Below are 13,247 nucleotides of genomic sequence, written 5' to 3' on the forward strand. Positions count from 1 at the left end.
TGTAACGCGACATCCATATCGTCGTTTCCAACCGGGCCATTCGAACATTTCGTCCGGCTTCCCGGGCCGCAGTGTCGCCGCCACGGAAATAGCTCCAGCATCTGGCTCAGCGGAGGCGATGATGACGCAGACCCTCATTCGGGAACATCCGGCCGCGCGCACCAGACGCGGTTCGCGTTGGATCGAGCACTGGGACCCCGAGAATCCAGAGTTCTGGGAGCGCCACGGCAAGAAGGTAGCGCGGCGCAACCTGATCGTCTCGGTCTTCGCGGAGAACATCGCGTTCTCCGTCTGGCTGCTCTGGAGCATCTCGGCCGCTGTTCTGGTCGCACACTACAACTTCGGATTCAGCGCGGCTCAATTGTTCTTCCTGGTAGCCGTGCCCAACCTGATCGGTGCGACGCTGCGGATCCCGTACACCTTCGCGGTGCCGAAATTCGGCGGCCGGAACTGGACGGTGGTCAGCGGCCTGTTCCTGCTGTTGCCCACGCTCTTGCTCGTAGTGGCGGTGAGCAACCCCTCGACGCCGTACTGGGCGTTCCTACTCATCGCCGCGACTGCTGGCGTCGGCGGCGGGAACTTCGCGTCCAGCATGACGAACATCAGCTTCTTCTACCCGGACCGGAAGAAGGGTCTGGTGCTCGGCCTCAATGCGGCGGGCGGCAACATCGGCGTCAGCATCATCCAACTCGGGCTGCCGGTGATCGTCGGCGCAGGCGGACTGTTCGGTCTGGTCGCGGCGTCGGCCGGCGGTGTCGATCTGGCTCGCGCCGGCTACGTGTGGGGGCTGCTGGCCCTCGTTTCGGCCGGCTGTGCATGGTTCTTCATGAACAACCTGTCGGTTTCGCTCGCGAGCTTCAGCGAGCAGATCAAAGTGGTACGGCACAAGCACACCTGGGTGATGTCCTGGCTCTATGTCGGGACGTTCGGCTCGTTCATCGGCTACTCGGCGGCGTTCCCGTTGCTCATCGGACTGCAGTTCCCGCATGTCAGCATCGCGAACTTCGCCTTCCTCGGAGCGCTGATCGGATCGGTGGCCCGCCCGTTCGGTGGCTGGCTCGCCGACCGCCTCGGTGGCGCCCGGGTCACGTTCTGGAACTTCGTGGCGATGGCAGCCGGCACCGTGGTGGTCATCACGGCCGTGAACTCGGGGTCGTGGCCACTGTTCCTCGGAGCCTTCCTCCTGGTGTTCGTCACCACGGGTATCGGCAACGGATCCACGTACCGCATGATCCCGATGATCTTCCAGCGGCAGGCGGTGCTGGAAGCGGAGGGCGCGGCGACCGAGACACGCGATGCGGCGCTGGCCCGGGGCCGGACCGAGGCCGCGGCCGTCATCGGGCTGTCGTCGGCGGTTGGAGCCTTCGGCGGCTTTCTCGTCGTCGCGACCTTCGGTGTGCTGGAGCTGCTGAGTGACGGCGAGGTGGCGACCGGCAGCATAGCCACCGCGTTCGGGCTGTTCCTGGTCTTCTACGCGACGTGCATCCTGCTGACCTGGTGGCACTACCGGCGGCGGACGTTCATGATCCAGCGTGCGCCCAACCTCTCCATGGTCGACATCTAGGAACGTCTCCGGGTGATTCAGCGCCGGACCGATCCTCACCCTCGGGAGCTGATCGTCGTGCATGGCATTTATTCCGCCGGTAACACCGGAGACGCGCCAGAGAAACCCAGTGCTTACACCATCGCAAAGGTGGACACCCATTGCCCGTATTGCGCATTGCAGTGCGGTATGACGCTCAGCGGGCCGCGGGCGCACGTCGAGGTCACTCCGCGCGATTTCCCGACGAACCGCGGTGGACTGTGCCAGAAGGGATGGACCGCCGCGGAGCTGCTGACATCGCCGCAGCGGCTGACCATGCCCCTGCTGCGCGACCACCGCTCGGAACCGTTCCGGCCGGTGTCCTGGGAGACCGCTCTCGACAAGGTCGCCGATGGAATCCGGGCCGTCCAAGGCGCCCACGGCCATGATGCTGTCGCCGTCTTCGGTGGCGGCGGTCTCACCAACGAGAAGGCCTACCAGCTCGGCAAGTTCGCCCGGGTTGCGCTGCGGACGAAGAACATCGACTACAACGGCCGGTACTGCATGTCGTCCGCCGCAGCCGCGTCGAACCGTGCGTTCGGCATCGACCGGGGACTGCCGTTCCCGCTGCCGGACCTCGCCGAGACCGGGACAGTGCTCGTCATGGGTGGCAATGTCGCGGAGACGATGCCACCGTTCATGCAGCACTTGAACGCGGTCAAGGACAACGGCGGCACGCTGATCGTGGCCGACCCGCGGCGCACGGTCACCGCCGAGCAAGCCACCACGCATATCCAGCTCATGCCCGGCACCGACCTGGCGCTCGCGCTCGGGCTGCTGCACATCGCCGTCGCCGACGGGCACGTCGATCGGGCCTACATCGAGAACCGGACGACGGGATTCGACGACGTCTGGCGGGTGGTGACCGGATGGTGGCCGGAACGGGTCGAGCGGATCACCGGAGTGCCGGTGGCCGTGCAGCGCACGGTGGTACGCGCGCTGGCCACCGGCCGGGACGGACGCGGCGCTGTGATCCTGACCGCGCGCGGCGCCGAGCAGCACAGCAAGGGGACCGACACGGTCACCGCCTTGATCAATCTCAGCCTGGCGCTGGGTCTGCCCGGCCGGCCGCGCAGCGGCTACGGGTGTATCACCGGCCAGGGCAACGGACAAGGCGGACGCGAGCACGGGCAGAAGGCGGACCAGCTTCCCGGTTACCGCAAGATCGACGACCCCGTCGCGCGCGACCACGTGGCGGAGGTCTGGGGTGTGTTGCCCGACACTCTGCCTGGGCCTGGCCCGTCCGCGTACGAACTCATCGAGGCTCTGGGCACTGAGGACGGCCCGAGGTCGCTGTTGGTGCACGGATCCAACCTCGTCGTCTCCTCACCGCGCGGACGGAGGGTCGCCGAGCGGTTGGCCGGGCTGGACCAGCTCGTTGTCTGCGACCTGTTCATGTCGGAGACGGCGGCGCTGGCCGACGTCGTGCTGCCCGTGACGCAGTGGGCCGAGGAGGACGGCACCATGACCAACCTGGAAGGGCGGGTGATCCGCCGTCGTGCAGCCGTGGACCCGCCACCAGGTGTCCGTACTGAACTGGAGGTCTTGTCCGGACTCGCTGCCCGGCTCGGACACGGGGACAAGTTCTCGCCGGATCCCAGAGTCGTATTCGACGAGCTGCGCCGTGCCAGCGCCGGCGGCGTAGCCGACTACTCCGGCATCACGTGGGATCGCATCGACGAGGAGGGTGGCGTCTTCTGGCCGTGCCCCTCCGAGCGTGAGCCGGGTGAGTCGCGGCTGTTCAGGGACACTTTCCCGACCCCCGACGGCCGGGCGCGCTGCGTAGCGGTCGATCACCGCGCGGTGGCCGAGGACGTCGACCCGGAATATCCGATCTACCTCACGACCGGGCGGATCTTGCAGCACTACCAGAGCGGTACCCAGACGCGCCGGGTGGAAGCGCTGGCCGAAGGGGCCGCGGAGCCGCGGGTGGAGATGCACCCTGACCTCGCGGCGGACAACGGCTTCGCCAACGGTCATCTGGTCCGGGTCCGCAGCCGGCGTGGTGACGCACTCGCCCGGGTGCTGCTGACCACCTCGATCCGCGCCGACACCGTGTTCATGCCGTTCCACTGGGGCGGAGAACAGGCGGTCAACCGGGTCACCAACCCGGCGCTGGACCCCACGTCGAAGATGCCCGAGTTCAAAGTATGCGCAGTTCGGCTCGAACCCGCGGGAGGGACGTCGTGAATATGAGCAAGAAGATCGTCGTTGTCGGACACGGCATGGCGGGGGCGCGCTTCGTCCAGGAGCTACGCACACGTGACCCGCTGCGGCAGTTTCACGTGACGGTCCTCGGCGCGGAGCGCGAAGCCGCGTACAACCGGGTGCTCTTGTCATCCGTGCTGGCGGGTTCGCTGACTCCGGAGGACACCGAGATGGTCCCGTCGGCCTGGTACGCCGCCGAGGACATCGATCTCCAGCTGGGTGTCGAGGTGGAGCACATCGACCGGAAACGCGGGCGGGTGCTGACCAGCGAGGGACGATACGTCAGCTACGACCATCTGGTGCTCGCCACCGGCAGCCGTCCGTGGGTGCCCCCGATCGAGGGTGTGGTGGACGGCGACGAGCTGGATCGCGACGTGGCGGTCTTCCGCACGTTGCAAGATTGCCGCGACATCATGGCCAGGCTGAGTTCGTCCCGCGGGAACAGCCGCCCGGACGGACCGCGGCGCGCCGTAGTGCTGGGGGGCGGGCTGCTGGGACTCGAAGCGGCACGCGGGCTGGCTGGACGTGGCGTCGAGGTCGAGGTGGTCCACCCCGTGAACCGGCTGATGGAACGCCAGCTGGACCTTGACGCCGGGCGAGTTCTGGAGCGGACGCTGGGCAAGGTCGGGGTGCGGGTCCGGCTGGAGGCGCAGGCGAAGGCCTTCGATCATGTCGCCGGCCAGCGGGTTCTTGTCCTCGACGACGGCACCAGGGTCGCGGCCGACCTGCTGATCGTCGCCTGTGGTGTGCGCCCGAACGCGGGGCTGGCGCGGGCGGCCAGATTGCGCGTGGACCGGGCCGTCGTCGTCGACGACCAAATGACCTCGGTGAGTGATCCGCGGATCCATGCGATCGGCGAATGCGCCCAACACGACGGTCAGGTGTACGGCCTCGTGGCGCCCGCGTGGGAACAGGCCGGCGTGCTGGCGGACGTGCTCACCGGCGGCGCTGCCCGTTACCGCGGCTCCCAGCTGGTCACCCGGCTGAAGGCGGCCGACGTCGACTTGGCCGCCATGGGCGAGACCGACGTCAGCGACATCCCCGACGCGACCGACGAGGGGCTCGAAGTGCTCCGCTTCGCCGACCCCACTCGCGGCTTCTACCAGAAGATCGTCATCCGAGACGACAGGATCACCGGCGCCATCATGCTCGGGGGCGCCGAGACCGTCGGGACCGTCACCCAGCTCTTCGACCGGGCCGGCCGGATCCCGGCCGACCGAAGGGCGCTGATCTTCCCCGGGGTCGCGGACGGGGTCGCGGTGACAGATCCAGCTGATCTCGCCGACGACTCGGTGATCTGCCGCTGCAACACCGTGACGGCCGGTCAGATCCGCCGGGCCTGCGCCGACGGAGCGGGCACCGTCGCCGAGATCGCGATGTGCACCCGCGCGACGACAGGATGCGGAGGCTGCCGCGACGATGTCGCGGGTCTCGTCGCGGCCACTGCGGGAACCGCCGGACCTTCCGGCACCAACGCTGCCGGAAGAGCGGAGACAACCGAACTCGTGGAGGTACCGGCATGAGCCAGGACGCGACACACCGGCTGGTGGTGGTCGGCAACGGAATGGTCGGCCAACGGCTCGTGGAGGCGGTCCGGGAACGGGACGTGGACCGTCGCTGGCGGATCACCGTTCTGGGCGAAGAGCCGCGACCGGCTTACGATCGCGTGGCGCTGACGTCGTACCTGACCGGGACCAGCGAGGAAGAACTCTGCGTGGTGCCGGACGGTTGCTACGACGACGGCTGCGTCCTGCACGTCGGCGAGGCAGTCGCATCGATCGATCGGCACGCGAAGACGGTGACCACGGCGGCCGGTCGCGTCGTCGGCTACGACGCCCTCGTCCTGGCCACGGGATCGTCGCCGTTCGTGCCTCCGGTTCCCGGTGCGGACCTGGACGGTTGCTTCGTCTACCGCACCATCGACGACCTGGACGCGATCCGGGAACGTGCGGGCGTCGCTGGGACGGGCGTCGTGATCGGCGGTGGTCTCCTGGGGCTGGAAGCGGCCAACGCGCTGCGTTCGCTGGGTGTCGACACCCACGTCGTCGAGTTCGCGCCTCGCCTGATGCCGGCGCAGGTCGACCAGGGCGGCGGGGAGATGCTGCGCCGCAAGGTCGAGGATCTCGGGCTGAGTGTGCATACGGGCACGGCCACCGAACGGATCGAGCAGCTGGACGGCGGCCGGCTGCGGTTGGTGTTCGCCGACGCGGATCCGATCGAGGTGGGCATGGTCGTCTTCTCCGCCGGCATCCGGCCACGTGACCAGCTGGCTCGAGACGCGGGCTTGGACGTCGGCGAGCGCGGCGGCATCGTCGTCGACGACGGCTGCCGCACCTCCGATCCGGCGATCTGGGCTGTCGGGGAGTGTGCCCTGGCGGGCGGGAAGATCTACGGCCTGGTGGCGCCGGGCTACGAGATGGCCGAGGTCGCGGCCGACCGGGTAGTCGGTGGGGCGGCTGTGTTCACCGAATGTGACACGTCGGCCAAGCTGAAGCTGCTCGGGGTGGATGTCGCCAGCTTCGGTGACGCACACGGCGCGGCGGCGGGCGCGCTCGAGGTGGTCTACGCCGATCCGGTCGGCGGTGTGTACAAGAAGCTGGTGGTGACCGACGACGCCTCGACGGTGCTGGGTGGCGTGCTGGTGGGGGACGCCTCGCTGTATGCCGCGTTGCGGACCATGGTCGGCCGGCCGCTGCAGGATGCACCGGAACAGCTGCTGATGGCCGGTCCGGCCGCGTCGGGTCTGGACGACACCGCCCAGGTGTGCTCGTGCCAGAACGTCAGCGCCGGGGCGATCCGCTCGGCGATTGGTGACGAGGGCTGCTGTGATGTCGCGTCGGTCAAGGCGTGCACCAAGGCGGGAACCGTGTGCGGGAGCTGTGTGCCGCTCATCAAGACGTTGCTGGCACAGTCCGGCGTCGAGGCGAGCACCGCGCTGTGTGAGCATTTCGACCTGAGCCGGGCCGAGCTGTTCGATGTCATCCGGGCCACGGGCATCCGCACGTTCAGCGAGATCATCACCCGGCACGGCCGGGGCCGCGGCTGCGACATCTGCAAGCCGGCCGTGGCGTCGATCCTGGCCAGCCTGGGATCCGGGCATATTCTCGACGGCGAGCAGGCGGCGCTGCAGGACACCAACGACCGGTTCCTGGCGAACATCCAGCGCAACGGCACGTACTCGGTGGTACCCCGGGTTCCCGGAGGTGAACTCACTCCGGAAAAGCTCATCGTGATCGGTGAGGTCGCACGCGACTTCGGTCTGTACACCAAAATCACCGGTGGCCAGCGCATCGACATGTTCGGCGCCCGGGTGGACCAGCTGCCGGCCATCTGGCGGCGGCTGGTGGATGCCGGGTTCGAGTCGGGCCACGCCTACGGCAAGGCGCTGCGGACGGTGAAATCCTGCGTGGGCTCCACGTGGTGCCGGTTCGGAGTGCAGGACTCGACGTCGCTGGCCATCATGCTGGAGCTGCGATACCGCGGGCTGCGGTCACCGCACAAGATCAAGGCCGGTGTCTCGGGATGTGCCCGGGAGTGTGCGGAGGCGAGGGGGAAAGACTTCGGGGTGATCGCCAGCGAGACCGGCTGGAACCTCTATCTCGGTGGGAACGGCGGTTTCACGCCCCGGCATGCGGAGCTGTTCGCCTCGGATCTCGGCAGTGACGAGCTCGTGCGGCTGATCGACCGCTTCCTCATGTTCTACATCCGTACCGCCGACCGGCTGCAGCGGACGTCGGCCTGGCTGGAGGCGCTCAACGACGAGCACGGCGACGGGCTGGGCTACCTGCGCAGGGTGATCGTCGACGACGAGCTCGGCATCTGCGGCGATCTCGACGCCGCGATGTATGCCCATGTCGACACCTATGCCGACGAATGGGCGGCGGTCCTGGAGGACGAAGAGAAACTCAGCAGATTCGTGTCCTTCGTGAATGCGCCGGACGTGCCGGACCCGAGCATCCAGTTCGTCACCGAGCGCGACCAGATCCGTCCCGCCGACCAGCCCGCGGATCCGGTGCCGATCGCGGGCCCGACACTCGAGGTGATGCGCCGATGACAACCGACCTGGAAGCCCTCCACAGCGTCCTGCACAATGTGGCCCCGAACGCTCCCTCTGCAGGACACAACCAGTGGCACGCAGTGTGCGAGGACGAGCGGCTGGCGCCGGAGCGCGGTGTCGCCGCGCTGGTGGACGGTCAGCAGATCGCCGTGTTCCGGACCTACGGCGGCGACGTGTACGCCCTGTCCAACCGGGATCCATTCTCTGGAGCGTACGTGCTGTCGCGGGGGATCATCGGAACCCGCGGAGATATCCCGACCGTGGCCTCGCCCATGCACAAGGAGGTATTCGACCTCCGTACGGGGGAGTGCCTGGACAACCCGGTCATCGGTGTGCAGGCGTTCGGCGCCCGCGTGCGGGAAGGACGGATCGAGGTGCTTGTTCCGGGCACGACGCCTCCGCGCCAGGTCGATGCCACCGGCCGCGGGTCCGATGTGGCGGTCTCATGACGGCGGCCTTGCCGTTGGAGGGATTCACGGTGGCGCTGACGGCGGCACGTCGCCGGGAGGAGCTCGGTGCGTTGCTGGAGCGACGCGGCGCACGGGTCGTCCAGGCTCCGGCGATCCGGATCGTTCCGCTGGACGACGACGCGGAGTTGTTGGCGGCCACCAAGGAGTGTGTGGATCACCCGCCCGACATCGCGGTCGCCACCACGGGCATCGGGTTCCGCGGCTGGATGGAGGCGGCCGACGGCTGGGGCCTCGGTGAGCCGCTACTGGACCGGCTGGGCTCGGCCACCCTGCTGGCTAGGGGGCCGAAAACCCGCGGCGCGATCCGTGCTGCTGGTCTGGTCGACGACTGGTCTCCGGCGTCGGAGTCTTCCGCCGAGGTTCTCGACCACCTGTTGGCGCAGGACTTGCAAGGCAGGCGAATCGCCGTGCAGTTGCATGGCGAGCCCTTGCCGGACTTCACCGACGCGCTGGAAGCGGCCGGCGCCACGGTGGTGCCCGTGCCCGTGTACCGCTGGGTGCTGCCGGATGATGTCGCGCCGCTGGAACGTCTCATCGAATCAGTCGTGTCGCGCGGCGTCGACTGTGTGGCATTCACCAGCGCGCCGGCCGTGGCGAGTTTGATGTCCCTGGCCGAGAAGGCCGGCATGACCGAAGAGATCGTTTCGGCGTTCCGCGCTGACGTCGTGCCCGCGTGCGTGGGCCCCGTGACGGCGGCCCGCCTGGAGCGAATCGGCATCACGACCACCCAGCCGCAGCGGGCCCGGCTGGGTGCGCTGGTCCGGGAGATCGTCGCGGAGTTGCCCGCGCGCTGCCGTACCTTGCGAGTGGCCGGGCACGATATCCAGATCCGTGGTCACGCGGTCCTGGTCGACGCGACGGCGCGCGAGCTCCCGCCTGGCCCGATGGCTGTGCTGCGCGAGCTGGTCCGGCGGCCCGGCGTGGTGGTCTCCCGGGCCGAGCTGCTCGGCGTGCTTCCCGGTGGCGGGAGCGATGAGCATGCCGTCGAGATGGCGATCACCCGGCTACGGGGTGTACTCGGTTCGAAGGTGGTCCAGACCGTGGTGAAGCGGGGCTACCGGTTGGCGTACGAGCCGGAGTCGGCCGCTGACAAGTACGGCGAGCCGATCAACCTTGGTGGTTGAGGGATTGGTGTCGCTATGGCGACACCAATCCCTCAGCCACGTGTGGTTTGGCATGCTGGGATCATGAATGAGAGTGTCCGGCCCTTAGTCGCAGTCGCACACGGCACGCGGGACCCGGAAGGGCCCGTCGTGTTGGAGAAGCTGCTCGAAGAAGTCCGCACCCGGGTACCGGGCGTCGATGTCAGGATCGCCTACGTCGACGTCATTGGGCCGATGCTCGATGAAGTCCTTGCCGAGGTGCCGGGCACGCCGGTGGTGGTCCCCATGTTCCTGGCCTCGGGCTACCACGTGCGTTCCGACGTACCCGCAGCCGTGGAATCGACTGGTGGGCGCGCCGTCGTGACGCCGGCCCTCGGTCCGGACGATGCCGTTGTCGAGGCTGTAGCCGACCGCCTGCGTTCGGAGGGAGAACTGCCTGATGCCGTGGTGATGGCCGCCGCGGGTTCGGCGGATCGCAACGCCCTCCGTGAGGTGGAGGTGGCTGCCGCGAAGCTGGCCGCGGCTCTCGATCGGGAGGTGGTGGCGGCATACGTCACCACGGCCGAGCCGTCGGTCGGCGATGCCGTTCGCACTCTGCGTGACGCCGGATTCAAGCGGGTGGGGGTCGCGTCCTATCTGCTGGCGCCCGGGCTTTTTCTCCGCCGGCTGGCCGATGTGGGTGCCGACGTCGTTGCCCCGCCCATCGGGATTCATCCTGCGGTCGTCGATCTCGTGGCTCACCGCTACCGGGAGGCCATGCGGGATTCCACCCAGGCCTGATCCGAGCGGGCCGGTGTGGTCCGCCGGGCGCCTGGCTTGGCGGGAACCACGGGGATTTGAGAGGTCAGTGACCTCTCAAACCGATTTCATTCCGCTGCTGCGTAGGTCATGCGTTTGCTCGGCGGCAGTGGCTCGTTGTGGACGACCACATCGAATTCGCCGCGTATCTCAATGCGGCGGCCATCGCCGTCGGCAAGGTCGAGAGCTTGCGCCCATACCGTCGGGTTGACTTGGAAAACCGAAACACTCTGCTTGGATTCTTTCCCCACATTTCCCACGTTACTCGGTACGGTCGCCGAACGTCATCTGGGGTACCGATAACACTGCTTCGGCCGCTGTCTAAGACGTCTGGGGAGCCGATTCAAACACTGCATTATTTAGCTGTGAGAACTCGGGAGAGTGCGTCGATGACCATGTCGATCTCCTCGGGCGTTATGACCAAAGGCGGCGCCAATCGGATGGTCGAACCGTGGGTGTCCTTCGCCAGAATTCCCTCGGCGAGAAGCGCCTCGCATGCCGCGCGCCCGGTCATCAGATCCGGATCGATATCTATCCCCGCCCACAGGCCGCGGCCCCGGACATCGATCATGCCCTTGTCGGCCAGCCGGCCCAACCCTTCGAACAGGTGCTGCCCCAGCTCGGTGGCAGTGCGCTGCCAGTCACCGGTCGTCAGCATGTCGACGACGGCCCGGCCGGCGGCACATGCCAGCGGGTTGCCGCCGAAGGTGCTGCCATGCTCGCCAGGATGGATGACACCGAGCACGTCGGCGTCGCCGATGACCGCCGACACCGGCACGATCCCGCCGCCGAGTGCCTTGCCCAGAATGTAGAGATCGGGAACGACATCCTCATGCTCGCAAGCGAACGTGGTGCCGGTCCTGCCCAACCCGGATTGGATCTCGTCTGCGATGAACAACATCTGTCGTGCGTCGCAGAGCTGGCGCACCTGCGACAGATATCCAGCAGGCGGAACAACGACGCCGGCTTCGCCTTGGATTGGCTCGATGAGTACGGCCACAGTAGTGTCGTCGATCGCGTCGGCCAAGGCGGGCGGGTTGCCATATTCGACTACCCGGAAGCCCGGCGTAAAGGGACCGAAATTAGTGCGGGCGACCGGATCTGTCGAGAAGCTCACGATACTGATGGTCCGGCCGTGGAAATTGCCGTCCATGACGACGATCGTGGCTTGATCTTCTGGTACGCCTTTTACTTCATAACCCCATTTACGCGCCACCTTCAGCGCGGTTTCGACGGCCTCTGCTCCGGTGTTCATCGGCAGCACGAGATCCTTGCCGGCGAGATCGGCGAGTTCCCTCGCGAACGGGCCGAGCACGTCGTGGTGGAAAGCGCGGCTGGTCAGCGTCACACGCTCGAGCTGTGCACGTACCGCGTCAACGATGCGCGGATGCCGATGGCCGAAGTTCACCGCGGAATACGCGGCCAGGCAATCGAGGTATCGGCGGCCGTCCACGTCGGTCACCCACGAACCGTCACCCTCGGAGATCACGACGGGCAGCGGGTGGTAGTTGTGGGCCGTGCTGCGCTCGGTCAGGGAAATAAGCTCGGCGCTGCGCTGAAGATCGGTCATCGTCGTGCTCCTCGTCTACGTGTGTAGTTCAAGGGTGGCGCATTTGACTCCGCCGCCGGCCTTGAGTAGCTCAGAAACATCGACCGGGACCGGAATGAACCCTCTTTCGGCGAGCTGATCGGCCATCTTCTTGGCCTGCGCCGCCATGACGACGTTCTGCCCATCGCTCGTCGCGTTCAGGCCAAGGTGCATGGCATCCTCTTCGCCGACGACGATTGCGTCCGGGTAGAGCGCGTCGAGTTGCCGGCAGCTGGCGGCAGAGAACGCCGGTGGGAAGTACGCGATCGTGTGTTCATCGAGCACGGTCAGCGCGGTGTCGAGATGATAGAAGCGAGGATCGACCAGGTCGAGCGCGATAACCGGCACACCGAAGACGGAAGCGATCTCCGCCAGTGCCTCCGGGCTGGAACGGAATCCGGTCCCCACCAGGATGTGCTTGCCGGTCCAGGCGAGGTCGCCCTCGCCTTCGTTGATCGCCTGTGGGACATGTACGTCGAATCCGCGGCTGGTCAGCCATTCCCGGTGAACAGGCGCTTCTGGAGTGCGGACTTCTTCGCGGAACCGGGCGCCCAGAGCCCGGCGCCCGAGGACGAACGCTCCGTTTGCGGTGAACACCATGTCGGGCAGGCCCGGAACGGGATCGATGACATCGACTCGATGACCGAGACCCGTGTAGGCCTCGCGCAAGGTCGTCCATTGCGCCACCGCTAAGTCCCTGTCCACCGGCTGCCCCGGGTCCATCCAGGGGTTGATGGCGTAGGTCACGGCGAAATGCGTTGGGGGGCACATGACGTAGTGCCGCGATTCGATGCTGGTCACGTGAAGAACTTAAGCGGCGCCGGTGGTGCAACGCGATACTCGTCTGTTGCATACATGGGGGCGATTTCTTGCGCATTCTGATGCTGACACGCTCGAATCTTGCGTGGGCGAGCCGGTTGCTGGACGATGTCCCAGTGGAACTCGACCAGATCGACCGCCGCATCATCCAACTTCTGATGGCGGACGGGCGGGCCAGTTACGGCACGATCGGCGCTGAGGTCAACCTTTCCGCTCCGGCGGTCAAGCGGCGGATCGACCGGCTCCGCGACCGCGGCGTGATCAGTGGGTTCACCGTGCGGGTTGACCCCGCCGCGACGGGCTGGACCACCGAGGCTTACGTCGAACTGTTCTGTAACCGGAGCACGTCCGGTGCGGAGGTCCTCCGGCGGGTGGAGACATATCCCGAGGTGGTCGAGGCATTCACCGTGACCGGCGATGCCGACACGTTGCTGCATGTCTTCGCTGCCGACATGCAGCACTTCGAGCGCGTTCTGAGTCAGGTCTCGGCCGAGCCGTTTGTAGCGCGAACCCGTAGTGTCCTGGTGTTGTCGCCGCTGTTGCGCCGGGATTTTCTCAGTATGTGAGATGGCGCCTTTGTGGGTGCGCCGCTGCGCGTTCGTGGGCAGGGCCTGGCCTTTCA

General features: G+C 67.2%; 11 protein-coding genes. 8 read left to right on the top strand and 3 right to left on the bottom strand.

The genetic code is table 11. The features are described from left to right. Positions 1-118: 118 nt before the first annotated feature. The 7 genes from F7O44_RS27215 to F7O44_RS27245 all read left to right on the top strand — a co-directional run bounded on the left by F7O44_RS27215 (position 119) and on the right by F7O44_RS27245 (position 10,200). On the top strand, positions 119-1,564 hold the full coding sequence (locus F7O44_RS27215; RefSeq protein WP_425501447.1) for an MFS transporter: 1,446 nt from the start codon (positions 119-121) through the stop codon (positions 1,562-1,564). Between the two features lie 66 nt (positions 1,565-1,630). Then, positions 1,631-3,772 carry a molybdopterin oxidoreductase family protein gene (locus tag F7O44_RS27220; RefSeq protein WP_425501448.1) on the top strand — a complete coding sequence of 714 codons (2,142 nt, stop codon included), beginning with the start codon at positions 1,631-1,633 and terminating at the stop codon, positions 3,770-3,772. A gap of 2 nt (positions 3,773-3,774) precedes the next feature. Beyond that, positions 3,775-5,313: an FAD-dependent oxidoreductase gene (locus F7O44_RS27225; RefSeq protein ID WP_162453472.1), complete on the top strand. Its 1,539-nt coding sequence runs from the start codon at positions 3,775-3,777 to the stop codon at positions 5,311-5,313. Next, positions 5,310-7,844: a nitrite reductase large subunit NirB gene (gene nirB, locus F7O44_RS27230; RefSeq protein WP_162453473.1), complete on the top strand. Its 2,535-nt coding sequence runs from the start codon at positions 5,310-5,312 to the stop codon at positions 7,842-7,844. The genes F7O44_RS27225 and nirB overlap by 4 nt, the downstream gene beginning before the upstream one ends. Then, positions 7,841-8,296: a nitrite reductase small subunit NirD gene (nirD, locus tag F7O44_RS27235; RefSeq protein WP_162453474.1), complete on the top strand. Its 456-nt coding sequence runs from the start codon at positions 7,841-7,843 to the stop codon at positions 8,294-8,296. The genes nirB and nirD overlap by 4 nt, the downstream gene beginning before the upstream one ends. Beyond that, entirely contained in the window at positions 8,293-9,441 is a 1,149-nt protein-coding gene (locus F7O44_RS27240; protein WP_162453475.1) for a uroporphyrinogen-III synthase, read from the top strand. The genes nirD and F7O44_RS27240 overlap by 4 nt, the downstream gene beginning before the upstream one ends. A 63-nt stretch (positions 9,442-9,504) precedes the next feature. After that, positions 9,505-10,200 (top strand): sirohydrochlorin chelatase, encoded by a 696-nt coding sequence (locus F7O44_RS27245; protein WP_162453476.1) that lies wholly within the window; start codon positions 9,505-9,507, stop codon positions 10,198-10,200. 86 nt (positions 10,201-10,286) lie between these two features. Here F7O44_RS27245 and F7O44_RS27250 read toward each other — a convergent pair whose 3' ends face one another. From F7O44_RS27250 to ddaH, 3 genes are all read right to left on the bottom strand, one after another. After that, on the bottom strand, positions 10,287-10,469 hold the full coding sequence (locus tag F7O44_RS27250; protein WP_162453477.1) for a hypothetical protein: 183 nt from the start codon (positions 10,467-10,469) through the stop codon (positions 10,287-10,289). Positions 10,470-10,573: 104 nt separating this feature from the next. After that, positions 10,574-11,788 (bottom strand): ornithine--oxo-acid transaminase, encoded by a 1,215-nt coding sequence (rocD, locus tag F7O44_RS27255; RefSeq protein WP_162453478.1) that lies wholly within the window; start codon positions 11,786-11,788, stop codon positions 10,574-10,576. 15 nt (positions 11,789-11,803) lie between these two features. After that, the gene (gene ddaH / locus F7O44_RS27260; RefSeq protein WP_222851757.1) at positions 11,804-12,607 is read right to left on the bottom strand and encodes a dimethylargininase; all 804 of its coding nucleotides are present in this window, start codon (positions 12,605-12,607) and stop codon (positions 11,804-11,806) included. A gap of 80 nt (positions 12,608-12,687) precedes the next feature. Here ddaH and F7O44_RS27265 point away from each other — a divergent pair, with 80 nt between their 5' ends. Then, positions 12,688-13,191: an Lrp/AsnC family transcriptional regulator gene (locus F7O44_RS27265; protein ID WP_162453479.1), complete on the top strand. Its 504-nt coding sequence runs from the start codon at positions 12,688-12,690 to the stop codon at positions 13,189-13,191. Positions 13,192-13,247: the final 56 nt, after the last annotated feature.

Origin of the sequence: Phytoactinopolyspora mesophila (genome assembly GCF_010122465.1) — a bacterium.
In the GTDB taxonomy this organism is placed as follows: domain Bacteria; phylum Actinomycetota; class Actinomycetes; order Jiangellales; family Jiangellaceae; genus Phytoactinopolyspora; species Phytoactinopolyspora mesophila.

Excerpts from the sequence above, each read along its gene's own strand:
- rocD (WP_162453478.1), bottom strand. The coding sequence starts at position 11,788 with ATGACCGATCTTCAGCGCAGCGCCGAGCTTATTTCCCTGACCGAGCGC.
- F7O44_RS27245 (WP_162453476.1), top strand. The coding sequence starts at position 9,505 with ATGAATGAGAGTGTCCGGCCCTTAGTCGCAGTCGCACACGGCACGCGG.
- nirB (WP_162453473.1), top strand. The coding sequence starts at position 5,310 with ATGAGCCAGGACGCGACACACCGGCTGGTGGTGGTCGGCAACGGAATG.
- nirD (WP_162453474.1), top strand. The coding sequence starts at position 7,841 with ATGACAACCGACCTGGAAGCCCTCCACAGCGTCCTGCACAATGTGGCC.
- F7O44_RS27265 (WP_162453479.1), top strand. The coding sequence starts at position 12,688 with ATGCTGACACGCTCGAATCTTGCGTGGGCGAGCCGGTTGCTGGACGAT.
- F7O44_RS27215 (WP_425501447.1), top strand. The coding sequence starts at position 119 with ATGATGACGCAGACCCTCATTCGGGAACATCCGGCCGCGCGCACCAGA.
- F7O44_RS27240 (WP_162453475.1), top strand. The coding sequence starts at position 8,293 with ATGACGGCGGCCTTGCCGTTGGAGGGATTCACGGTGGCGCTGACGGCG.
- F7O44_RS27225 (WP_162453472.1), top strand. The coding sequence starts at position 3,775 with ATGAGCAAGAAGATCGTCGTTGTCGGACACGGCATGGCGGGGGCGCGC.